Source organism: Sphaerisporangium sp. NPDC051011, assembly GCF_040653595.1.
Classification (GTDB): domain Bacteria; phylum Actinomycetota; class Actinomycetes; order Streptosporangiales; family Streptosporangiaceae; genus Sphaerisporangium.
The window spans coordinates 450,152-472,007 of the sequence record NZ_JBFAGG010000001.1 but is presented as its reverse complement, the minus strand read 5'-3'; the positions used below and the strand labels follow the sequence as shown (position 1 = coordinate 472,007).

Genomic DNA, 21,856 nt, shown 5'->3' with positions numbered 1-21,856 from the left:
CCAGGCGCGGGAGGACACCCGGGCGCCCCGACGGGCCCAGGCGCGACAACCCCCGCCGCCGGAGGGCTATTCCCTGTGAGAAATGTAGGGAATTCCGGGCGGTGCGCGCTCAGTTTCCCTTCTTGTCGACCGGCTCGGCTCCGGCGGAGACGTCGGCGTGCAGGGACATGGTGGCGGCCGCGCGCCGGACGGCCCCCACGGGCACGGTCGGGACCAGGGTGTCGAGGAAGGCGTAGCGGCGGGCGAGCGACTCGATGTAGGCCCCGCTGTGTCCCGCGGCCTCCCGGACGTCGTGCCACCAGTCGGCGATGTCCCCCCACCCCGGCGCGGCCAGCGACCCGCCGAACTGCTGCACGGCCAGCGCCGAGCAGACCCCCGCGAAGGCCAGGCGGTCGCCGAGCGGCCAGTGGGCCAGGGTACCGAGCACGAGCCCGGCCCCGAAGACGTCCCCGGCGCCGGTCGGGTCGAGCGCGGTCACCCGCAGCGCCGGGACGTACGCCTCCTCGCCGGTGGTGGAGTCGATGGCCATCGCGCCGTTGGCGCCGTCGGTCACCACGGCGAGCGGGACGCGGTCGGCGATGGCGTACAGGGCCTCGCGGGGCGTCTCGGTGCCGGTGTAGGACATGGCCTCGACGGCGTTCGGCATGAACGCGTGGCACACCTCCAGCTGGTCGAGCAGGGAGGGCGCCCAGGTCTCAGAGGGGTCCCAGCCCACGTCGGCGAAGATCAGGGCGCCGTCCTTGCGGGCCTGGTCGGCCCAGGTGCAGGAGTCGGCGCTGCCGAGCGGCTCCTCGATGGACAGCGGCGCGATCACGGCGCTGGAGCGCGGGGGACGTCCGATCATCTCGGTCGCGGCCATGGGCGGGGGGTGACCGTGGGTGACCATGCTGCGGTCGCGGTTGACGGCCATGGAGACGGTCACGGGGGAGTGCCACTGCTTGAAACGGCGCGATCTCGACAGGTCCACGGATTCCTGCTCGGACAGGATGCGCCAGTTGAAGTCGGCGTAGTCGTCGTCCCCGAAGGCGGCGGCCATGGAGGTGCGCAGCCCGAGGCGGCCGGCGGCGATGGCGAGGTTGGCGATGCCTCCGGGGCAGGACCCCATCCCTTCGGCCCAGACCTCGGTGCCGGCGGCGGGCATCGCCTGGAGACCGGTGAAGACGATGTCCAGGAACACGGTGCCGGCGGTGAACACGTCGAACTCCGGCCCGTCTGGACGGCGTAGAGCGGCGAGTGGGTCGTAGGCCTGGACAGACACGGAAGTGGGTCCTCCTCGACGGTGAGAAGAATGTGCGCACTCTTGCATGTTTTGGTCGCCCATATCAAGAGTCGACGGATGATCGTGCGCATTTTTGCTTAGTTGTGCTCACACATGACTGATACGATCCTTGAGTGCTCCAGCGCGTCCGGCATGCCGAGATCATGCAGCGTGTCCGCCTCGCCGGGGCGACCAGCGTGCGCGACCTCGCAGCGCAGCTCGGCGTCAGCCCCTCGACCATCCGCCGCGATCTCGAGATCCTCGATCGCGACGGCACGCTCAGGCGGGTGCGCGGCGGGGCGCTGGCCCACGACGACGCCGACGTCGATCTGCCCTTCGCCGAGGTCGCGGCCGTCGACGAGCGCCACAAGGATGCCGTGGCCGCCCGCGCGGCCGGGCTCGTCCGCGACGGCGACGTCGTCCTGCTCGACATCGGCACGACCACGGTCAGGGTGGCCCACCACCTGCGCGGCCGGCCCGTCACCGTCGTCACCTCCAGTGTGGCCGTCCTGGACGTGCTGCGCGGCGACCCGGCGGTCGAAGTGCTGGTGCTCGGCGGCATGCTGCGCCGCGCCTACCATTCCCTTGTGGGCGTGCTCACCGAGCAGGCCCTGCGCCAGGTCTGCGCCGACCGCCTGTTCCTGAGCGCCAGCGGCGTGCGGCCCGACGGGCAGGTGACCGACTCCACCGTGGCCGAGGTCCCCCTGAAGCGGGCCATGATGGCGGCCGCGGGCCAGGTCGTGCTGGTCGTCGACCGGCACAAATTCCCCGGCTCGGGCGCGCTGCGCGTGTGCGGGCCGGACGAGATCGACGCCGTGGTGACCAACGACGGCGCCGACGAGACGACCCTCCGCGCGCTCGGCGAGGCGGGCGCCGAGGTGCTGCTGACATGAACGGCCGCGCCGCGAGGCGGACGGGCGAGCACGAGGAGCGAGCATGAGGTTGACCATCCTCGGCGGCGGCGGTTTCCGCGTCCCGCTGGTGTACGGCGCGCTGCTGCGCGACACCGGCAGGCCGCGGGTGGAGGAGGTCGTCCTGTACGACCTGTCCGAGGAACGCCTGACCGCCATGGGCCACGTGTGCGCCCAGCTCGCGGCCGGGCACGACGACCCGCCGCGCGTCCGCGCCACCACGGACCTGGACGACGCCCTGCGCGACGCCGATTTCGTGTTCTCGGCGATCCGCGTCGGCGGCCTGGAGGGGCGCACGGCGGACGAACGGGTGCCGCTCGGCCTCGGCCTGCTCGGCCAGGAGACGGTCGGCCCCGGGGGCATCGCGTTCGGGCTGCGCACGATCCCGGTGGCCCTGCGTGTCGCCGAGCGCGTCGCCGCCGTCGCCCCCCGGGCATGGGTGATCAACTTCACCAACCCCGCAGGCATGATCACCGAGGCCATGCAGCGGGTGCTGGGCGACCGTGTGGTGGGCATCTGCGACTCCCCGCTGGGGTTGGTCCGCCGGGCCGCGCGGTCCCTCGGCCTGGACCCCGGCAGGACCGCCCCCGACTACGTCGGGCTGAACCACCTCGGCTGGCTGCGCGGCCTCGTCCACGACGGGCGGGACGTCCTGCCCGACCTTCTCGGCGACGACGCGGCGCTCAAGGGAGTGGAGGAGTCGCGGTTGTTCGGCCCTGACTGGGTGCGGTCGCTCGGCGCGCTGCCGAACGAATACCTCTATTACTACTACTTCACCCGCGAGGCCGTGGCCGCGATCGGCGGCGCCCCGCAGACCCGGGGCGAGGCGCTGGTACGGCAGCAGTCGGAGTTCTACGCGGCGGTCGCGCGCGAGCCCGGGCGCGCCCTGGAGGTGTGGCGGCGCGCCCGCCGGGAGCGTGACGCGTCGTACATGGCCGAGACCCGCGAGACCGCGGGGGCGGGGGAGCGCGACGCCGCCGACCTGCTGGCGGGCGGGTACGAGGGCATCGCGCTCGCGCTGATGACGACCATCGCGCGGGGCGGTACCGACACCATGATCCTCAACGTGCGCAACGGTACGGCGGTCCCCGGGCTGCCCCCGGAGGCGGTGGTGGAGGTGCCGTGCGCGGTGGACCCCGGCGGGGTGCGCCCGCTCGCCACCCGGCCCCTGCACGGCCAGTTCCTCGGGCTCGTCCAGCAGGTCAAGGCCGTCGAGCAGCTCGTCATCGAGGCCGCCGTGACCGGCTCGGCGACCGTGGCCCTGCGGGCGTTCGCCTCCCACCCGCTGGTGGACTCGGTGTCGGTGGCCCGTTCGCTGCTGGACGGCTACCGCGCCCGCATCCCCGAACTCGCGGCCGTCCTGCACCCCGCCGGATAGCTGACGCTTCTCGCGGCGGGCTCGGGCGGCCGGGCGCGGAGAGCCCGGCTCGGCGCCGAGGCGGGGGACGTTCACTGGGTACGGCCCGTGCTTGGCGGGCACGGGCCGTTGGGTTCGCCGGTTTCAGGTGTCCGGGCCGGGTGGGCGAGACCGGGCCCGGGGGCGGTGTGGGCCGCCGGTCACTGGGACGGGGTCTGGATATTCTGGCCGGTGCTCTCCGTGCCGGTGGTCTGCTCGCCGGTCATCTCTTCACCAGTGGTCTGCTCGCCGGTCATCTCTTCGCCGGTCATCTCCTCGCCGGTGGTCTCTTCGCCGGTGGTCTGCTCGCTCTGTTCGGCGGTGGTCTGTTCGTCGGTAGCCTCGCTGCCGTTCGACTGCGTGCCGAGGGATTCGGTGCTGTAGACGCCCCACATCGTGCCGGGGGTCTCGGCGGTCGAGCCGCTGTCGGACTTGCAGACCAGGCTTCCTACGGAGAACCCCTTCAGCTGGATTCCGGGGATGGCGCTCTGGCACGCCGTCAGGGACGTGTAGCCCGGCTTGATCAGGTCGTCGGAGGCTACGGACGCGTGCGCCGCCGTGGCGGCCGCGGGAAGGACGAACGCGCCGCTCAGGACGAGCGCGGCGAAGGCGTTTCTCCTCATGGAGGTCTCCTCTCGTGCCGCCGCGGAAGATGGCGGCACCGTGAGCGTGCCTGGGCCGCCGTCACCCCGGCATGACGGGCGCGTGACGTGGGCGCGCCGCCGCCGGTGCGCCTCTGTTCCGCAAACGATGCGCATAACCGCGCGAATCACCACGAACTGGGTACATAGCGGGGAGGAACGGCGACGGGAGGGGCTGCTTACCAGACGAATCGCTTTCCAGTGAGAGGCAGTGCGACTATGGAGAGCGGCGACCGGCCCGCGCTGCGGGTCGTTCTTCTGGGTGGCTTCCGGCTGCTGGCCGGGGACGAGCAGGTGACGGTCTCGGGCGGATCCGAGCGTCTTCTGTCCTTCGTCGCGCTCTGCGGCCAGGCCGTCCCCCGCACCCTCATGGCGGGCACGCTGTGGCCGGACCGGCCCGAGCGGCGCGCGTACGCGAGCCTCCGGTCCGCCCTGGCCAGGCTCGAAGGGGCCGGGAGGGAGATACTCGACATCGGCACGACCGAGGTGCGCCTGAGCCAGGACGCCCAGGTGGACGTCGAGGAGGCCCGCGCGCTGGCGCGGCGCGTCCTGGATCCCGAGGCGCCCACCCCCGCCGAGGACCTCACCGCCGACTCCGTCGAGAGCCTGTCGGTGGACCTGCTCCCCGGCTGGTACGACGACTGGGTGGTCCGGGAGGCCGAGGACTGGCACCAACTGCGCCTGCACGCCCTGGAGGCCCTCGCGGACGAGTTCATCGCGGGCGGGCGCTTCGCCGACGCGGTCGCCGCCGCCGGGATGGCCGTCCGCGCCGAGCCCCTGCGCGAGAGCTCCCACGCCGCGCTGATCCGCGCCCACCTCGCCGAGGGGAACCAGGCCGAGGCGCTGCGCGACTACGAGCGGTACGAGCACCTCCTCGACGCCGAACTGGGCCTCCGGCCGACGCCGCTGGTGAGCGATCTCGTCGCGGGGCTGCGCGCGGTCGCTCAGCCCTGAGGCGGGCGGGGAAGGCGCTCGCCGGTCACGTCGGTGTCACGGTCCGGTGGCGGGCGGCCCGCCAGGCTGTGGTTCGACGCCACGGAGGCCACCTGAAGCGTCGGAACGATCAGCGTGGGTGGCCGCGACGAAAGGAATCGGCCATGGTCAGCAAGCGCTGCTTCATGGTTCTGGGGCCTGTGGTCCTGTCGTTCACGTTCTGGCAGGCCGCAGTCGCACAGGCATCGGCCGATCAGCCCTCCCTCGACAGGCCGGTCGTCGCCGCCGGTGCCGTGACGGCGCCGCAGTCGGACGGCTACGACGAGGACGACTACGGCTACGGGTACGACAGGGACCGGGGCAGGTACTCCGAGCGGGGCCGGTTCTCCGAGCGGCGCCGCTTCGAACGGGAAGAGCGAGGCCGGCCCTCCGAACGGCGCCGGTTCGAGCGGGAGCGCGAGCGCGGCCGGATGGAGCGGGGCCGGTTCTTCGAGCGCGAGGAGCGCGGCAGGTTCGAGCGGCGCCCGTTCTTCGAGCGCGAGGAGCGCGGCAGGTTCGAGCGGCGCCCGTTCTCTGAGCGGGAACGAGAGTTCGGCCGGATGGAGCGGGGCCGGTTCTCCGAGCGCATGGGCCGGATGGAGCGCGGCAGCGAGTCCGAGAGATTCAGGTCGATCTTCCTCGACTAGCCGTCACCCCGGCGATCGTCTCCGATTCTCGCACCCGAAGAGGGACATGAGCACTGCTCATGTCCCTCCCCCACGCCCGCCGACGCCCGGCGCTCAGCGTGCCAGGATGTCGTCCAGGTTGTAGTCCACCGGCCGTTCCAGCTGCTCGTAGGTGCACGACTCCGGGGTCCGGTCGACGCGCCACCGGCGGAAGTGGGCGGTGTGCCGGAACCGCTGGCCCTCCATCTGCCCGTAGGACACCTCGACCACCAGCCGCGGTTCGAGCGGGACGAACGAGAGGTCCTTGCCGGCGCTCCACCGGGAGATCGCGCCGGGCATGCGCTGCGTGGTGTTCTCGTCCTGCGCCATCCAGGAGCTCCACGGGTGGGCGGACAGGTCGGCCAGTAGGTATGGCTTGAGCTCGTCGATCAGCTCGGCCCTGCGCTTCATCGGGAACGACGCCGACACGCCGACGTGGTGCAGCACGCCCGCCGCGTCGTACAGCCCGAGCAGCAGCGACCCCACGATCGGCCCCGACTTGTGCTCGCGGTACCCGGCGACGACGCAGTCGGCCGTGCGCTCGTGCTTGACCTTCAGCATCGTGCGCTTGTCCGGTTCGTACGGCTGGTCGGAGTGCTTGGCGACGATGCCGTCGAGGCCCGCCCCCTCGAACATCTCGAACCACTCGGCCGCCCGCTCGTCGTTGCTGGTGACCGGGGTGAGCCGGATGAGGTCGCCCGCGTCGGCCAGCGCGCCGACGAGGCGGGCGCGGCGCTCGCCGAACGGGGTCTCCATGAGGTTCTCGTCGCCGATGGCCAGCAGGTCGAAGGCGATGAAGGACGCCGGGGTCTGCTCGGCCAGCAGCCGCACCCGGGAGGCGGCCGGGTGGATGCGCTGCTGGAGCGCGTCGAAGTCGAGGATCTGGCCGCGGCGCAGGACGATCTCGCCGTCGAGGACGCAGCGCTCGGGCAGTTCGCGCTTCACCGCCTCGATCAGCTCGGGGAAGTAGCGGTTGAAGGGGCGTTCGTTGCGGCTGCCCAGGTAGACCTCGTCGCCGTCGCGGAAGACGATGCAGCGGAAGCCATCCCACTTCGGCTCGTACAGCATGGTGCCGTTCTGGGGAGGCACGTTCTTGATCGCCTTGGCGAGCATGGGCGCCACGGGCGGGACGACCGGCAGGTTCATCTCGGGGACGGGCTGGACGGGAAGGGTCATAGCGGCTCCCGGGTGTACTTGCAGAAGAGGAAGCCTTCTTCCTCCAGGACGTGCGCGAGGTGCAGGCGGACCTGTGAGGAAGGGCCGTTGAGGATGCGCGCGGCGTCCCCGCCGGCCATGATCGGGCTGATCGTGAGGCACAGCTCGTCGACCAGCCCGGCCGCCGCGAGCTGGGCGTTGAGGCGGGGGCCGCCCTCGCACAGGACGCGGCCGAGGCCGCGCTCGCGGAGCTGGGCGATCGCCAGTGGCAGGTCCACCCTCTCGTCGCCCGCGATGATCACCTCGGCGTTCCTGGCGGCCTCGTCGCGCCGGTCCTTGGGGGCGCTCTCGGTCGTGATCACGATGGTCCGGGCGTAGGGCTGCGCCTCGGTGAACAGCGGGCCGCCGAGGTCGAGGTCGAGCTTGCGGGTCACAACGGCGATCGGGGGGACGGGCGGGCGTCCGGCGCGCAGGTCCGGCCACGACGCGCGGGGGCGGGCCGGGCCGTACCCCTCGGTGCGGACGGTCGCCGCGCCGGCCAGGATCACGTCCGACAGCGCCCGCAGGATGTGGAAGACCCGGCGGTCGCCCGCGCCGGACAGGCCCTCGGAGAGCCCCTTCAGCCACGCGCCCCCGTCGACGCCGGCCACCATGTTGAGGCGCAGCCACGCGTCACGCGGGTAGGCGTACGCCTCGGCGAGGTTCACGTCGTCGGCGGGGCCGGGCAGGATGCGTCGCACGCTCTCTACCATGGCACAGACGGGCCGCCGGGTACGCGCGGGGCCGGTGGGGACGTTCGCAGGACGCGGCCGGTCAGCGGCGCGCGGTCGAGCGCAGGATGCGCATCGAGCGGCCGGTCACCGGCACCGGCGCCCCCGGCTCCCACGACCGGTCCGTGCGGCCGTCGTCGCAGGGCCTGTCGTCGGCGGTGTCCAGGACGGGCGCCCAGCCCGGCCCGAACTCGCGGCCCGGCAGCGTGAACGTGATGCTCTCGTGGTGGCCGTTGACCGCCAGCAGGAAAGAGTCGTCGGAGATGCGCTCGCCCCGGGGCCCCGGCTCGCTGATCGCCTCGCCGTTCAGGAACACCGCCATGGCCTTGCCGAAGCCGCTGTGCCAGTCGCCCGAGGTCATCTCCTTGCCCGACGGCGTGAGCCAGACGATGTCCCCCATGTCGCCCCCGCTGCTCTCGGGGCTGCGCCCGAGGAAGAAGCGGCGGCGCCGGAACACCGGGTGGTCCCTGCGGAACTTCGCCAGCGCGCGGACGAACTCCAGCAGATCGGACTCCTGGCGCAGCAGCGACCAGTCCACCCAGGAGACCTCGTTGTCCTGGCAGTAGGCGTTGTTGTTGCCCTGCTGCGTGCGGCCGATCTCGTCGCCGTGCAGCAGCATCGGCACGCCCTGCGACACGAACAGCGTGGTCAGCAGGTTGCGGCGCTGCCGGTGGCGCAGCTTGACGATCGCGGGGTCCTCGACGGGGCCCTCGGCGCCGCAGTTCCACGAGCGGTTGTCGTCGGTGCCGTCGCGGTTGTTCTCGGCGTTGGCCTCGTTGTGCTTGTGGTTGTAGGAGACCAGGTCGGTGAGGGGGAAGCCGTCGTGGCAGGTGACGAAGTTGATGGAGGCGACCGGGCGGCGGCCGCTGCTGGCGTACAGGTCGGAGGAGCCGGCGAGGCGCGAGGCGAACTCCGGCAGCACCGAGGGGGCGCCGCGCCAGAAGTCGCGCACGCTGTCGCGGTACTTGCCGTTCCACTCGGTCCACAGCGGGGGGAAGTTGCCGACCTGGTAGCCGCCGGGCCCGACGTCCCAGGGTTCGGCGATCAGCTTGACCTGCGAGATCACCGGGTCCTGCTGGATGAGGTCGAAGAACGCCGACAGGCGGTCGACGTCGTGCAGCTCGCGCGCCAGGGCGGCGGCGAGGTCGAACCGGAAGCCGTCGACGTGCATCTCCAGCACCCAGTAGCGCAGCGAGTCCATGATGAGCTGGAGCGCGTGGGGCGAGCGGACGTTGAGGGAGTTGCCGCAGCCGGTGTAGTCGAGCAGGAGGCGGCGGTCGCCGTCGATCAGCCGGTAGTAGGACGCGTTGTCGATGCCGCGGTAGGCGAGGGTGGGGCCCATGTGGTCGCCCTCGGCGGTGTGGTTGTAGACGACGTCGAGGATCACCTCGATGCCGGCCTCGTGCAGCGACTTCACCATGGCCTTGAACTCCAGCACCTGCTGGCCGCGCTGGCCGGAGCTCGAATAGGCGTTGTGCGGGGCCAGGAAGGAGATGGTGTTGTAGCCCCAGTAGTTGGTGAGGCCGCGGGCGACCATCGCGTGCTCGGGCACGAACTGGTGGACCGGCATGAGCTCGACCGCCGTGACGCCGAGGCTCTTCAGGTGGTCGACCACGGCGGGGTGGGCGAGGCCGGCGTAGGTGCCGCGCTGGGCCTCGGGCACCTGGGGATGGCGCATGGTGAGCCCGCGCACGTGCGCCTCGTAGATCACCGTCTCGTGGTACGGCGTGCGGGGCGGGCGGTCGTTGCCCCAGTCGAAGAACGGGTTGACGACGACGTTCTTCGGCATGTTGGGCGCGCTGTCCTCGGTGTTGCGCCGCCCGGGGTCGGTGAACTGGTAGGAGAACAGCGAGCGGTCCCAGCGGACCTCGCCCTCGATCGCCTTGGCATAGGGGTCGAGAAGTAGTTTGGAGGGGTCGCAGCGGTGCCCGGCGGCGGGGTCGTACGGCCCGTGCACGCGGTAGCCGTACCGCTGCCCGGGCTGGACGCCGGGAAGATAGCCGTGCCAGACGAAACCGTCGACCTCGGGCAGGTCGACGCGGCTCTCGCGGCCGTCGTCGTCGAAGAGACAGAGCTCGACCCGCTCGGCGACCTCGGAGAAGAGCGAGAAGCTCGTTCCGATGCCATCCCAGGTCGCGCCCAGGGGGTATGGCTCTCCAGGCCAGACCTCACGCATGTAGCCTCATTGTGGTCGTGGAACGGTCCGCGGTGCCGCTCGATCGCGTGGCTTGTTTCCCTCTCGTGATCCGGTGCCTCGTGTTCCCTCCCTGAAGGCTCCCGTCCGCGTCCCCTGGCTGTGAGTTCCGGCTCTACTGTCGATAGTAGGGCCGCGGGCCTGATTTTCCAGGGCTTTACCGCCAGGCGGGGGTGCCCGCCGTACGCCCTTGGGGTGGGCGCGGGCGGTCCTCGTCTCCTGGGTGCTCCACCAGGGGAGAGTCAACAACGTACACGTAAACGGATATATTTGTACATATCGCCTTTACTGCCACTTGACTGTGCAGAAATCCGCAAAGCAGACATGCCGCGGCCCCCGTGCGCTGTGACGCACGGGGGCCGCGGGCCGTTCTCAGCCGAGCAGTTCGGCGTTCAGGGTGATCGTGGTGCCCGTCAGGGCCTTGCTCACCGGGCAGTTCGCCTTGGCGGTCTCGGCGGCGGTCTGGAAGTCCGCCGCGGAGATGCCCTCGACCTGCGCGCGGACCGACAGCACGATGCCCGTGATGCCCTCGCCCGGCTGGAAGGTCACGTCGGCCTTCGTCTCCAGGCTCTGCGGCGGGGTGCCCGCCTGGGCAAGGCCGTGCGAGAGTGCCATGGAGAAGCACGACGAGTGAGCCGCCGCGATCAGCTCCTCGGGACTGGTCTTGCCGTTGGCCTCCTCCGAGCGCGAGGCCCACGTGACGTCGAACGTCCCGACCCCGGAGGTGTCGAGCGAGACGGTGCCGGAGCCGTGGAGCAGCGGGCCCTTCCACTGCGTGGTCGCGGTACGTGTCGTCGCCATTGCGATCATCCCTTTCGATACTGAGGTGATTCAAGCCGAACCTACATGCGCGCCTGACGGGCGCGGTGCTCGGCACGTCGAGATCCTCCACCTCCGCGCGCAACGCGAGGAACGCCGGCGAGCGCTCGTCCGCGAGCGTGCGGTCGGCGGGCAGGTCGACGGCGAGGTCACGGGCCACGCGCCCGGGATCGCAGGACGGGACGATGACCCGCCGCCCCAGGAAGACCGCTTCCTCGACGTCATGGGTCACCATGATCACGGTTGTGCCGACGTCCCGCCACACCTGGCGGATGAACACCTGCATGTCCTCTTTCGTCTGCACGTCCTGCACGTCCAGCGCGCTGAACGGCTCGTCCAGCAGCACGCAGGGTGAGCACGCCAGGGCCCTCGCCATCGCCCACCCGCTGCCGCCGGCCGTCCGGAGGAACAAAGGTGACATGTCCTATTATTTGATCTACAACGTAAAGGTGCTCTGTGTGGCGTCCTCGGCGTCGGGGCCGTAGCCGAACAGGGCGAGCGCGATGGCGTACATCGTCGCGCGAGAGCCTCGCCCGCCCCGCGATCAGATGTCGCCGCGCTCGATCGCCGTCTTGAGCCCGCGCTGCGTCTGCTGATGCGACGAGACGCCGCTGGTGACGACGAGATCGATCAGCGAGGTGTCCGCGTCGAAGACGAGGTGCTCGGTGACCTTGGTCTTCCCGCTGGACAGCCTCTTGAAGACGATCTTCTGGTGCGTGACGATGCCGGGCAGCGACCAGGTGTCCGTCTCGTAGTAGAGGTCCTCTTCGTGGATGCGCTGCTGCGCGTGAGCGTTGCTGAGGACGATCGCGCCGTTGTACGGGATCTCGTCGACGGCCGTGAGGTTGACGTAGCGCGTACCGTGCCGGCACCACTCCCGGTGGGTCACGATCCTTTTCAGGAACGGATGCATGCCGATGTGGTTGTTGAAATTCGAATACTTCTCGAAGACGCGCTTCACGGGAGCGGAGATCTCGATGGAGATGTCGGCCGTGGCCCGGCTCCGTCCCGATTCCGGGGCGGGCGGTGTGGTGTCGTAGAACTTGTAGGTGTCCCACGCGTCCTGCCACTGGAGTGCCAGTTCGGCGTCATCGTCCGCGGTGTCCGCGTGGACCGGGACGGTGAAGGCGGCGAGAACGAGGGACGCCGCTAACAACTGGGTTGCGAGCAGTCGCAGGAGATTCTTCACGTATGCCTCACGAGTTTGACAGAAGGTCGAAATCATCTTCTATCGCAGGAAATGGTGATTGAGAACCCTGCACGCTCATGCGGCTCTTCAAAGGACGCGGTAGGCGGCGGCCACGGCCGATAGGGTGACCGCGTACAGGGAGGCGGTTCACTGTGGCGGCTCGCCCATCGGCCGGTGAGGCGAATCGGCCGATCGGGTTGTTCGCGGCTCTCGTCTTCGCCTTCGGCGCGGTGTTCTACGTCCTCGGCCCGCTGCTGGACGACCCGTCGCGAACGGTGCTGCCCCGGCTGCCGGCCTCGGCGTTGATGTTCGTCTGCCCGGCCATCGCCGCGGCCGTCCTGGCAGGCGGTCGTGAAGGCGTCCGCGCCTGGCTGCGGGGAGCCTGGCCCCGCCCGCGCGCCGCCGGCACGCCGTGGTACGTGGTGTCGGTCGCGCTCATGCCGCTCGTCGTCGCCGTTACCGCGATGGCGGCCGGGACCGGGCCGTCGGGCGCGATGATCGCCTGGGGCGCCGTTCCCGGCTTGATCGCGATCTTTCTGATCAGCGCCGCGGCCGAGGAGCTGGGCTGGAGCGCGTATGCCACCGGCCCGCTGCTGCGCCGGCTCGGCGCGCTGAGGGCCGGTGCGGTGCTGGGCGTGATCTGGGCGGCCTGGCATGTCGTTCCGTACATCCAGCAGGGACACGGGCCCGGCTGGGTCGTCGGCCAGTGCGTGTTCACGATCGGATTCCGCATCGTTCTTGTCCATCTCTACGCGGCCGGGACGGGGGCGACGGGGCCGACGCTCGCTCACGCCGCCTATAACGTGTCGTGGTCCGTGAGCCCGGTCTACGACCCGGCCATCGCCGCGGCGTGCGTGCTCGCCGCCGCCATCGCGATCGGGACGGCACGATCTCTGATCGCACCGGCCGGTGGCCCCGGCCTTTGACCGCCGCCGGCTCGTCGGCGGCCCGGTGTGGTGTGAGCCGCACGGGGCGCAGGACGCGAGCGGCCGGCACCTCGTCAAGGAGGCCTGGTTGCGGGATTTCAGAGAGTGCCGGGAGCCGGGGCCAGTGGGAGGCGTACGACGAACCGGGCGCCGTGTGGGCTGTCCTCGGCGGTCAGGGTGCCACCGTGGAGCTGGGCGATCTGCCGGGCGATCGGCAACCCGAGTCCGGTGCCGCCGGGGTCCCTCGCGCGCGAGGCCTCCAGGCGCGCGAACCGCTTGAAGATGGCCTCCCGCTGCTCGGGGGCGATGCCCTCGCCGTCGTCGCACACCTGGAGCACAGCGGTGCCGGGGTGGAGCTCCAGGGTCACGGTGATCGCGGATGCGGCGTGCCGTTCGGCGTTGTCCAGCAGGTTGTTCAGCAGCCTGGTCAGGCCGATCCGGTCGCCGTCCACGGTCACCCCGGAGGCGAGGTGGTGGTCTACGGTGACCTTGCGCGGCTGCCGGTCCAGCTCGTGCCGCACCAGCTCGGTCAGGCTGATCGCCTCGCGGTTGCCGGTGACGCCCGTGTCCAGGCGGGCGAGCTGCAGCAGGTCGCCGATGAGGGACTGCATGCGCTCCACGCTGTCCAGCAGCGCGTTCGCGGTCCGCAGCCAGTCGGCGTGGCGCGGGTCCATCAGCGCCTCCTCGATCTGCGTGCGCATGGCGGTCAGCGGGCTGCGCAGGTCGTGGGAGGCGTCGGAGGCGAAGTCGAGTTGCTGCTGGACCGCCGACTGGGTCCGATCCAGGGTCCGGTTCACGGTCTCGACCAGACCCCGTAGCTCGTCGCGGTACCGGGGAGCCGGGACCCGATGGCCGAGGTCGTCGGCGGTGATCCGGGCGAGGTTGCCGCTGATGTCGTACACCGGTTCCAAGGCCTTGCCCACGATCCGGTGGGTGCCTGCGGCGGCGACCCCGACCAGGAGCACCCAGCCGACGACGACCGGGATCAGCAGCTGCGGGCCCACGTACCAGGGGACGCCGGGAGCGGCCATCAACAGCTTCCAGACGCCGTCATGGCGGTGAAAAGGATAAACGAGTACGATCCTGCACCGGCCGGGGAACACCTGCCCGTCGCAGGTGTGGGTGACGGCGAACGCGTCGACATCAGGACGCACGTTCGACATGCGCGGCCTGCCGGCCATATCAGGGGTGGCGGTGGCCACGACGCCGTCCGGATCCAATATCTGGATCGTCTGGTCCGGGTGTTTCCTCAGATCAGGTACCTTCAGGCGTGCCTGACCGCCCATGGTCACGGCGCGGGCGAAGAGCTGATCGGAGCCGTGTTCGATGGCCGCCTGCCGCACCATCACCATCGCGAAAATGGCCACGGCTGTGCACAGGATCGCCATGACGATCCCCGCCAGCACAGTCAAGCGGCCCCGGATCGAGCAGCGGTGCCACCTGCTCACTCTGATCACCGCCCCTCGTGACCAGGTGCACCGTAATCACTCCCACAGAACCCCTTGCCGGTTCCGAGGAAATATACGACCAAAACGCGGAAAAAGTTGATATCGCTACACAAAGCCCATCGCGTGGCATGCCGGTCATCACGGGAGGCGGCACGGCGGTCTGGGGGGAGCGAGGCGCGACCCCGGAGCCGCTGAGGCCGCTGCGTCGAGGTTCTCGGGCACCTTGTCCACGCCCTCGACGGAGTCGTCGAACCCGACGGTGATCTCGACCTGGGGTGTCTTGTTCGCGGACCGCTATCGATTCGCGCGGTACGGCCGATGTCGGTGACCTTGCCGTTGACCCGCTTGCCGTCGAGCGGTTCCCCGCCGACCCGGCCGCCGGCATGGAGCCTGGTGGAAGGCCGCGATGCGCACCTGGGGTGTGCTCCAGGGCGGCGACCCCGCGACGCGAGCGATGCGGCGGACCGGCGCGTCACGATCACGCAGTTCGTCCATGGTTGCCATAAATCATTGTAACGAATACAGTGTTCCGCCATTAGCGGGAGGGGTCCGATGAGGGAACAGGCCGGTGATGATCTGCATCGCGGATGCACCAATCGCCCATGTGGTCTCCCGCGTCTTCGGCATCCCCGGGGTCCGGCTCGATGTCGCCTCCCGGCCGGGTGCCCGGCGAACTCGACCAAGCTCCTCATCGCCGGACGGATCGGCTCCCGTGCCGTCGGCGAGCACCTCGGAGTGCCGCGTGAGGATCCCGGATCGGACCGGCGCGACGTCGGCGCCCCGTACGGCGGCTCTGGGCGGTCGGGGCTCGGCCGTACGGGAGAGAGGGCCGCGGCTTCGAGCAGTGCATCGAGGACAAGCCGGTGATGGGCGGCCTCGCGTGCGTGAGGTTCGTGTCGCGAATCGTTACACCAGCGAAACCTCGGTATCTACATAATTCATAACATTCATTTAGTGCCGGGCGCGCGCTCCGCGTCCGTGTTGAAGGACCACCATGAAACGAAGCACTGTTACCCTCCTCGGTGTCGTGAGTGCGACCACGCTCGCGCTGACCGGCTGCACCGCGACGGGCAATGGCGACGCGGCGTCGGACAGCGTCACATACGCGCTCGCCGGCGACCCGGGCCAGCTCAACCCCATCAAGAATGCGACCGTGGCGTCTCAGAACCTCGCCGCGTTCGGCTACGAGTCTCTCGTGTCCTTCGTTGCCGGTGCCGACCCCCAGGGACTGCTCGCCGAGAAGTGGGAGGAGTCGACCACCGAGCTGAGCTTCACCCTCAAGAACGGCATCGTCTGCGCCGACGGATCCCCGTTGGCCGCGAGCGACGTCAAGGCGAGCTTCGAATATGCCGGCCGCAAGGAGACCGGATCCCCGTTCCGTGGCGTGTACTTCCCGGCCACCGGACTCAAGATCGACGCCGATGACGCGAGCCGCACCGTCACGTTCCACAGTGATACCCCGCAGAGCTTCCTGCTCGCCACGGTCGGCCTCATGCCGATCGTCTGCCGCGCAGGCTCGGCCGACCCGAAGCGACTCGACGCCGAGTGGCTCGGCACCGGCCCGTACAAGCTCGCCGGGTCGTCGCCCGGCCAGAGCTACACGCTCAAGCTTCGCCCCGAGTACGCATGGGGAGCCGGTGGAGTGACCGCCAAGACGCAGGGCCTGCCTGCCACCGTGACCGTTCAGGTCGTCGAGAGTGAGTCGACGATCGCCAACATGCTCCAGTCGGGCGAGGTGAACCTCGGGCTCGTCGCCGGCGACGACCGCGCGCGTCTCGACTCGCTCGGCCTCAACAAGATCGACGTGCCGGCTCGCCCGGGCCTGGTGTTCTTCAACCAGGCCAAGGGGCGCGCGACCCACGACCTCGCCGTACGCCAGGCGCTCGCCGGTGCCATCGACCGCGACGCGGTCGGCAAGGTGAGCACGGGCGGTCGCGGCACGCCGATGAAGAGCCTCACGACGTCGTACAGCAACGTCTGCAAGGCGACCGACATCACTCCGGCGCTCACGGCGTTCGATCGGGATGCCGCGGCGGCCGCGCTCGACAAGGCCGGCTGGGTGAAGGGCGCGAACGGCACCCGGGCGAAGGACGGCACCCCGCTGTCGCTCGTGCTGCTCTATCCCGCGAACTCCGACAAGTCGGCTGTCTCGGGTATCGAACTCATCCAGCAGCAGCTCGCCGAGATCGGGGTGAAAGCGGCCCCGACGCCGTCGCCGTCGTACACCGACGTCATCTTCCAGGGGGGCGACTGGGACTTGCTGTGGGCTCCCATCTCGACGACCCTGCCGAGTACGTGGCAGGGCATCCTCTCGGGTGACTTCCCCCCGAAGGGCGGCAACTGGACCTACAACACCAACAAGGAGTTCTTCGATCTGGCAGCCACGGCCCAGGGCCACGCCGGCGAGCAGAGCTGCGGCAGCTGGGAGGCCGCGCAGCGCTCGCTGGTCAAGGACCTCGAAGTGCTGCCGCTGTACGAGTCGACCGAGACCGCCTACGGCAACGGCGTCAAGTTCAACCTGAACTCGAATACACTCGTAGTGCCCACCAGCCTGCGCGTATCGAAGTAGCCCGATGACGCGCTCGACATCCGCGACCGGTCGCCGCCCCGGCGGCAACCGGTGGCTCGGCTTCCTTCTGCGCCGCACGGGGCGAATGCTCGTCGCCATGTGGGTGATCATCACCGTCGCGTTCATCGTGCTGCGGATGGCGGGAGGCGACCCCGTCCGTTCCGCGCTCGGCGCGACCGCCGACGCGAGCGTGGTGCAGGCCCGACGGGAGCAGCTCGGCCTGAACGATCCCCTCATCCTGCAGTACTTCGACTACCTCGTGGGTCTGTTCCGCGGCGATCTCGGTGCCTCGATCATCACCGGCCGCTCCGTCACCGAGCTCGTCTCGCACCGGCTGCCCGCGACGCTCGAGCTCGCCGGCGTCGCCTTCCTCGTCGTGCTGCTCGTCGCCGTCCCCGTGGGCCTCGCCATCGCGATCATCACCCAGGGCAACGGCCGTCGCGGCGCCGAGGCGGTCTTCACGGGGGTCACGGCGTTCATCGCGGCCATCCCCGAATACCTCCTGGGCGTGGTCCTGGTCATCGTCTTCGCCATCACGCTGCACGCGTTCCCCGTCGCCGGGCGCACAGGCCCGGCGTCGTACGTACTGCCCGTGATCACCCTGTCCGTCTCAGCGGCCGCGTCCATCTCGCGTATCGCCCGTATCGAGGCTCTCAACACGCTCAAGGACGACTACGTGCGCACGGCGCGCTCGAAGCGACTTCCCGCCTGGATGGTCTACTTCCGGCACGCCCTGCCGAACATGCTCACCGCGACGCTCACGATCGGCGGGACGCTGCTCGCGGCGATGATCGCGGGCAGCGTGCTCGTCGAGCAGGTGTTCAACTGGCCGGGGCTCGGAATGGCCTTCGTCGGAGCCATCACCACGAAAGACTACGGCATCGTCCAGGGCCTCGCGCTCGTGTACGCCGCGATCATCCTCGTCGTCAACCTGCTCATCGACGTCGTGCTCTCCCTGCTCGACCGGCGCACCTCGCTCCTGGAGACCTCATGACGACCCGCCGTTCCGGACTGTTGCGACAGCCGATGGCGATCATCGCCACGTGCATGCTCGGAGTGCTCGTCCTGCTTGCCGTTTTGGCTCCGGTCCTGTGGGGCGAGGACGCCGTGGCGGCCCATCCCGACGCCATCGCGCTGCCCTCGTCCGCTGAGCACCTGCTCGGCACCGACAAGCTCGGTCGCGACATCCTCCTGCGCACACTCGTGGCCACGCGGCTTTCGCTGGTGATGGCCGTCGCGGCGACACTCATGGGCGTGTGCGCCGGCCTGGTGCTCGGGGCCCTGCCCGCGGTGCTCGGCGCTCGCGCCCAGCGTTGGTTCGCGAGCGTCGTCAGTACATGGCTGGCGTTCCCCGTGCTCCTCGTCGCCATGCTCACGGTGATCCTCCTCGGGCCGGGGGCCACGACCGCGGTGGTCGCCCTCGCACTCACGATGACACCGTCGTTCGCGCGCCTCGCGCAGACGCTCTCCTCGCGGGTCGGCGGCTCCGAGTTCCTTGCCGCCGCGCGTATGCTCGGCGTCTCCCGGGGGCGCCAGTTCACGCGGTACGTGCTTCCGAACATCGCCGAGCCCGTCATCGTCAACGTGACCACCTCGATCGGAGGTGGCCTGCTCGCGCTGTCCAGCCTGAGCTTCCTCGGCGTCGGCGTGCAGCCACCGGACTTCGACTGGGGCCGCCAGCTCAGCGAGGGATTCGGTCAGGTGTACAGCTCGCCCGTCGCCGCCATCGGCCCGGGTGTGGCCGTCGTGTTCGCCGGCCTCGCGTTCAGCATGCTCGGTGAGTCGCTCGCCGCGCAGCTCCGCGACCGCGAGCACAGGAAGGCGCTGTCGCCTCGCCGGCTTGGTCCGGCACCGGTCGCCGAGCGCCCGGCGCAGACGCCGTCCACGACCGCGACCGAGCGCGCGGAGACGACCGTCCCGCTCATCGAGGTCGACGGACTCTCGGTGTCCTTTCCCGGACCGGACGGCTGGATCCGCCCCGTCCAGGATGTTTCCTTCCGCGTCTTCCCAGGTGAGATCGTGGGCGTGGTCGGCGAGTCCGGCAGCGGCAAGAGCGTCACCATGATGTCGGTCGCGCAGCTCGCCCCGGCCGGTGCGGCCGTGACCGCCCGACGGCTCCGTTTCGACGGCGAGGACCTGACCGGCCTCACGCCCGCGGAGAGGGGCAAGGTGCTCGGGACCCGCGTCGGCGTGGTGTTCCAGGACTCCCTCACGGCGCTCAATCCCGCCCTGCGCGTCGGTACCCAGCTCGCCGAGATCCCGCGCGTCCATGGCGGCGCCGGCCGTAAGAAGGCGCACGAGATGGCGGTCCGAGCACTCGACGACGTGCAGATCCCCGATGCCGCGCGCCGCGCTCAGCAGTTCCCCCACGAGTTCTCAGGAGGGATGCGCCAGCGTGCGCTCATCGCGATGTCGCAGATCGGCTCGCCGTCGCTCATCATCGCCGACGAACCCACCACGGCGCTCGACGTGACCGTCCAACGGCGTGTACTGGCGCTCCTGCGTCGCGAGTGCGCCGAGTCCGGCGCGGCCGCCATCGTCGTGTCGCACGACGTCGCCGTCCTGGCCGAGCTCTGCCGGCGAATCCTCGTGATGTACGCCGGCCGTATCGTGGAGGACGTCGACGTCGCCCTCCTGGCGACCCCCGAGCGGCTCGCGCATCCCTACACCAGGGCGCTCGCGGCATCGCTTCCGGATCTCGACACCGACCGTACCAAGTCGCTGGTGACGATCCCCGGCGAGCCGCCGGACCTGTCGCGTCCCATGACGGGGTGCGCCTTCGCCGCCCGCTGCGCGTTCGCGACCGACCTCTGCCGGACCGAGACCCCCGTCCTGGCTCCGCACCGCCACGGAGGCCGGGTCGCGTGCCGGCATCCGCAGGACGCGGTCGAAGCCGACACCGCACCTGTCACAGCACCTGGGCGCGAGGAGGTAGGAGCCTGATGGCCGAGCTCGTCATCGAGGACTTGGTCGTGACCTTCGGTCACCGTCACCGAGCCTTCAACGCCGTCGATGGGATTTCACTGACCGTACCGCACGGCACGATCGTGGGTCTGGTCGGTGAATCGGGGTCGGGCAAGTCCACCGTCGCGCGCACGGTCGCCGGGCTGCAGCGGGCGACTTCCGGGCGCATCACGCTCGACGGCGACGACCTGCTGCGTACGCGCGGCGTTGACCGTCGCCGCCGGGCACGGGACGTGCAGATGATCTTCCAGGACCCCTACTCGTCGCTGAATCCGCGCATGACGGCCGGCGAGACCATCGAGGAGGCCCTGACCACGCACGGTGACCTCGACGCGAGACAGCGGGCCGCGTCCGTTCGCGAACTGCTCGATCTCGTGCGCCTGAAGCCAGCGGTCGCCGACCAGTACCCGTCGCAGATATCGGGCGGGATGCGGCAGCGCGTGGCCATCGCGCGGTGCATCGCCGTGCGTCCGCGACTCATCGTCGCCGACGAGATCACTTCTGCGCTCGACGCCTCGGTCCAGGGCGCGGTGCTCAACCTCATCCGCGACCTGCAGCGGGAGCTCGAACTTTCGATGATCTTCATCACCCACAACCTCGCCGCCGTCCGCTACATCGCCGATACCACCGCGGTGATGAGCGGCGGACGTGTGGTCGAGCACGGTGACGCGGAGGCGATCGTCGCGAATCCGCGGCAGCCGTACACCCAGGCGCTCGTATCGGCGATCCCGCGTATCGAGAACGCGGGCACCGATCACCTGCTGCGACTCGCCGATGCGGACGGTGTCCGTTGATGCGCGAGGACGCCCGTCTGATGCTGCCCGAGCTCATCCGCCTGCGCCGCGAGATCCATGCCGACCCCGAGCTCGGTCTGAGCCTGCCGAGGACCCAGCGGCGGGTCATCACCGCGCTGGCAGACCTCGACCTCGAGGTCACGCTCGGCAAGGGACTGGATTCGGTCGTGGCGGTGCTACGGGGCGGCCGTCCCGGGCCGGTCGTGCTGCTGCGCGCCGACATGGACGCGTTGCCCATGCGCGAGGAGGTCGACCTGCCGTACCGCGCGCGTGGAGACGCGATGCACGCGTGCGGACACGACCTGCACGTGGCCGGGCTCGTCGGCGCCGCGAGGCTCCTGCACGGGCGGCGGGAAACGCTCGCCGGTGACGTCGTGTTCATGTTCCAGCCCGGTGAGGAACTCGGAGACGGCGCTGCCCGCATGATCGCGGAGGGGGTGCTCGACGCGGCGGGAGCGCGCCCCGTGGCGGCCTATGGCATCCACGTGGTGCCGGGCGAGTTCGGCGTCTTCTCGACGCGTCCCGGACCGCTCATGGCCGGATGCGCCGAGCTGGATGTCGTCGTCCGGGGTCGAGGCGGCCACGCGTCCGCCCCGCACCTCACGATCGATCCCGTGCCCGCCGCCGCCGAGCTCGTCCAGGCGCTCCAGACGTTCGTGACGCGCCGGTTCGACGTCTTCGACCCTGTGGTGCTCACCACGACGCAACTGCACGCGGGCGGAGCGGCCCGCAACATCATCACCGACGAGGCCAGGCTCGGCGCGACGATCCGCATGCTGTCCGCGGATGTGCTCGACCGGCTGCAGGCCGAGCTTCCGGGCCTGGTCAGGGGCGTCGCCGCCGCCCACGGGTGTGACACCGACGTCGAGGTCCGCGTGGTGTGCCCCCCGACGGTCAACGATCCCGCCCTCGCGACCGACGCGCTGGCCACGCTGTCGGCGACCTTCGGCGACGAACGCGTCCGCGTCTCACCCGCCCCCGTCATGGGATCCGAGGATTTCAGCTACGTCCTCCGCCACGTGCCCGGGGTCTTCGTCTTCCTCCGCGCGACGCCCCGCGACATCGATCATGAGACGGCCTCGCCGAACCATTCGCCGCACGTCGTCTTCGACGACGCCGTACTCGCCGACCAGGCCGTCGCGCTGGCCTCGCTGGCGATCCGCCACCTCGGCCCACCGTGAGGAC

Annotated in this window: 19 protein-coding genes; 11 read left to right on the top strand and 8 right to left on the bottom strand. The window is 70.3% G+C overall.

The genetic code is table 11. From position 1 onward, the window contains the following. Positions 1-109: 109 nt before the first annotated feature. Complete coding sequence (locus AB0H21_RS02080; protein ID WP_358510215.1) at positions 110-1,258, bottom strand: PfkB family carbohydrate kinase; 1,149 nt, start codon at positions 1,256-1,258, stop codon at positions 110-112. Between the two features lie 134 nt (positions 1,259-1,392). Between AB0H21_RS02080 and AB0H21_RS02075 the strand changes: the two genes are divergently transcribed. Next, complete coding sequence (locus tag AB0H21_RS02075; protein ID WP_358510212.1) at positions 1,393-2,151, top strand: DeoR/GlpR family DNA-binding transcription regulator; 759 nt, start codon at positions 1,393-1,395, stop codon at positions 2,149-2,151. Between the two features lie 43 nt (positions 2,152-2,194). Beyond that, positions 2,195-3,547 carry a 6-phospho-beta-glucosidase gene (locus AB0H21_RS02070; RefSeq protein ID WP_358510209.1) on the top strand — a complete coding sequence of 451 codons (1,353 nt, stop codon included), beginning with the start codon at positions 2,195-2,197 and terminating at the stop codon, positions 3,545-3,547. A gap of 179 nt (positions 3,548-3,726) precedes the next feature. On the opposite strand, the gene AB0H21_RS02065 is transcribed toward AB0H21_RS02070, so the two are convergent. Next, a complete protein-coding gene (locus AB0H21_RS02065; RefSeq protein ID WP_358510206.1) occupies positions 3,727-4,188 on the bottom strand; it encodes a hypothetical protein in 462 nt (153 codons plus the stop codon). 237 nt (positions 4,189-4,425) lie between these two features. Between AB0H21_RS02065 and AB0H21_RS02060 the strand changes: the two genes are divergently transcribed. Then, the gene (locus AB0H21_RS02060) at positions 4,426-5,160 is read left to right on the top strand and encodes a BTAD domain-containing putative transcriptional regulator (protein ID WP_358510203.1); all 735 of its coding nucleotides are present in this window, start codon (positions 4,426-4,428) and stop codon (positions 5,158-5,160) included. 143 nt (positions 5,161-5,303) lie between these two features. Next, positions 5,304-5,825 carry a hypothetical protein gene (locus tag AB0H21_RS02055; RefSeq protein WP_358510200.1) on the top strand — a complete coding sequence of 174 codons (522 nt, stop codon included), beginning with the start codon at positions 5,304-5,306 and terminating at the stop codon, positions 5,823-5,825. A gap of 93 nt (positions 5,826-5,918) precedes the next feature. Here the strand turns inward: AB0H21_RS02055 and AB0H21_RS02050 are convergent, their stop codons facing one another. The 4 genes from AB0H21_RS02050 to AB0H21_RS02035 form a co-directional block, all read right to left on the bottom strand. Beyond that, positions 5,919-6,989 carry an ATP-dependent DNA ligase gene (locus AB0H21_RS02050; protein WP_358511348.1) on the bottom strand — a complete coding sequence of 357 codons (1,071 nt, stop codon included), beginning with the start codon at positions 6,987-6,989 and terminating at the stop codon, positions 5,919-5,921. A gap of 26 nt (positions 6,990-7,015) precedes the next feature. Beyond that, complete coding sequence (locus AB0H21_RS02045; RefSeq protein WP_358510197.1) at positions 7,016-7,738, bottom strand: pyrimidine reductase family protein; 723 nt, start codon at positions 7,736-7,738, stop codon at positions 7,016-7,018. Between the two features lie 73 nt (positions 7,739-7,811). Continuing rightward, complete coding sequence (gene glgX, locus AB0H21_RS02040; protein ID WP_358510194.1) at positions 7,812-9,944, bottom strand: glycogen debranching protein GlgX; 2,133 nt, start codon at positions 9,942-9,944, stop codon at positions 7,812-7,814. 390 nt (positions 9,945-10,334) lie between these two features. Further along, the gene (locus tag AB0H21_RS02035) at positions 10,335-10,763 is read right to left on the bottom strand and encodes an OsmC family protein (RefSeq protein ID WP_358510191.1); all 429 of its coding nucleotides are present in this window, start codon (positions 10,761-10,763) and stop codon (positions 10,335-10,337) included. Here AB0H21_RS02035 and AB0H21_RS02030 point away from each other — a divergent pair. Next, entirely contained in the window at positions 10,738-11,136 is a 399-nt protein-coding gene (locus AB0H21_RS02030; RefSeq protein WP_358510188.1) for a hypothetical protein, read from the top strand. The two genes, AB0H21_RS02035 and AB0H21_RS02030, sit on opposite strands and share 26 nt — an antisense overlap. A gap of 189 nt (positions 11,137-11,325) precedes the next feature. Here AB0H21_RS02030 and AB0H21_RS02025 read toward each other — a convergent pair whose 3' ends face one another. Next, positions 11,326-11,970, bottom strand: coding sequence for a hypothetical protein (locus tag AB0H21_RS02025; RefSeq protein ID WP_358510185.1), 645 nt, complete (start codon positions 11,968-11,970; stop codon positions 11,326-11,328). 152 nt (positions 11,971-12,122) lie between these two features. On the opposite strand from AB0H21_RS02025, the gene AB0H21_RS02020 reads away from it, so the two are divergent. Next, positions 12,123-12,896: a CPBP family intramembrane glutamic endopeptidase gene (locus tag AB0H21_RS02020; protein ID WP_358510182.1), complete on the top strand. Its 774-nt coding sequence runs from the start codon at positions 12,123-12,125 to the stop codon at positions 12,894-12,896. A gap of 98 nt (positions 12,897-12,994) precedes the next feature. Here AB0H21_RS02020 and AB0H21_RS02015 read toward each other — a convergent pair whose 3' ends face one another. Then, positions 12,995-14,344: a HAMP domain-containing sensor histidine kinase gene (locus AB0H21_RS02015; protein ID WP_358510179.1), complete on the bottom strand. Its 1,350-nt coding sequence runs from the start codon at positions 14,342-14,344 to the stop codon at positions 12,995-12,997. A gap of 1,027 nt (positions 14,345-15,371) precedes the next feature. Here AB0H21_RS02015 and AB0H21_RS02010 point away from each other — a divergent pair. The 5 genes from AB0H21_RS02010 to AB0H21_RS01990 are packed head-to-tail and all read left to right on the top strand — an operon-like array spanning position 15,372 to position 21,852. Continuing rightward, the gene (locus AB0H21_RS02010) at positions 15,372-16,913 is read left to right on the top strand and encodes an ABC transporter substrate-binding protein (protein ID WP_358510177.1); all 1,542 of its coding nucleotides are present in this window, start codon (positions 15,372-15,374) and stop codon (positions 16,911-16,913) included. 4 nt (positions 16,914-16,917) lie between these two features. Next, complete coding sequence (locus AB0H21_RS02005) at positions 16,918-17,907, top strand: ABC transporter permease (RefSeq protein WP_358510174.1); 990 nt, start codon at positions 16,918-16,920, stop codon at positions 17,905-17,907. Continuing rightward, entirely contained in the window at positions 17,904-19,856 is a 1,953-nt protein-coding gene (locus tag AB0H21_RS02000; RefSeq protein ID WP_358510171.1) for a dipeptide/oligopeptide/nickel ABC transporter permease/ATP-binding protein, read from the top strand. The genes AB0H21_RS02005 and AB0H21_RS02000 overlap by 4 nt, the downstream gene beginning before the upstream one ends. Then, positions 19,856-20,671 (top strand): ATP-binding cassette domain-containing protein, encoded by an 816-nt coding sequence (locus tag AB0H21_RS01995; protein ID WP_358510169.1) that lies wholly within the window; start codon positions 19,856-19,858, stop codon positions 20,669-20,671. The genes AB0H21_RS02000 and AB0H21_RS01995 overlap by 1 nt, the downstream gene beginning before the upstream one ends. Further along, the gene (locus AB0H21_RS01990) at positions 20,671-21,852 is read left to right on the top strand and encodes a M20 family metallopeptidase (RefSeq protein ID WP_358510166.1); all 1,182 of its coding nucleotides are present in this window, start codon (positions 20,671-20,673) and stop codon (positions 21,850-21,852) included. The genes AB0H21_RS01995 and AB0H21_RS01990 overlap by 1 nt, the downstream gene beginning before the upstream one ends. The last annotated feature ends 4 nt before the right edge of the window (positions 21,853-21,856 follow it).

Coding starts and splice junctions, on each gene's coding strand:
- AB0H21_RS02070 (WP_358510209.1), top strand. CDS start 2,195: ATGAGGTTGACCATCCTCGGCGGCGGCGGTTTCCGCGTCCCGCTGGTG.
- AB0H21_RS02065 (WP_358510206.1), bottom strand. CDS start 4,188: ATGAGGAGAAACGCCTTCGCCGCGCTCGTCCTGAGCGGCGCGTTCGTC.
- AB0H21_RS02060 (WP_358510203.1), top strand. CDS start 4,426: ATGGAGAGCGGCGACCGGCCCGCGCTGCGGGTCGTTCTTCTGGGTGGC.
- AB0H21_RS02055 (WP_358510200.1), top strand. CDS start 5,304: ATGGTCAGCAAGCGCTGCTTCATGGTTCTGGGGCCTGTGGTCCTGTCG.
- AB0H21_RS02050 (WP_358511348.1), bottom strand. CDS start 6,989: ATGAACCTGCCGGTCGTCCCGCCCGTGGCGCCCATGCTCGCCAAGGCG.
- glgX (WP_358510194.1), bottom strand. CDS start 9,944: ATGCGTGAGGTCTGGCCTGGAGAGCCATACCCCCTGGGCGCGACCTGG.
- AB0H21_RS02035 (WP_358510191.1), bottom strand. CDS start 10,763: ATGGCGACGACACGTACCGCGACCACGCAGTGGAAGGGCCCGCTGCTC.
- AB0H21_RS02005 (WP_358510174.1), top strand. CDS start 16,918: ATGACGCGCTCGACATCCGCGACCGGTCGCCGCCCCGGCGGCAACCGG.
- AB0H21_RS02000 (WP_358510171.1), top strand. CDS start 17,904: ATGACGACCCGCCGTTCCGGACTGTTGCGACAGCCGATGGCGATCATC.
- AB0H21_RS01995 (WP_358510169.1), top strand. CDS start 19,856: ATGGCCGAGCTCGTCATCGAGGACTTGGTCGTGACCTTCGGTCACCGT.
- AB0H21_RS01990 (WP_358510166.1), top strand. CDS start 20,671: ATGCGCGAGGACGCCCGTCTGATGCTGCCCGAGCTCATCCGCCTGCGC.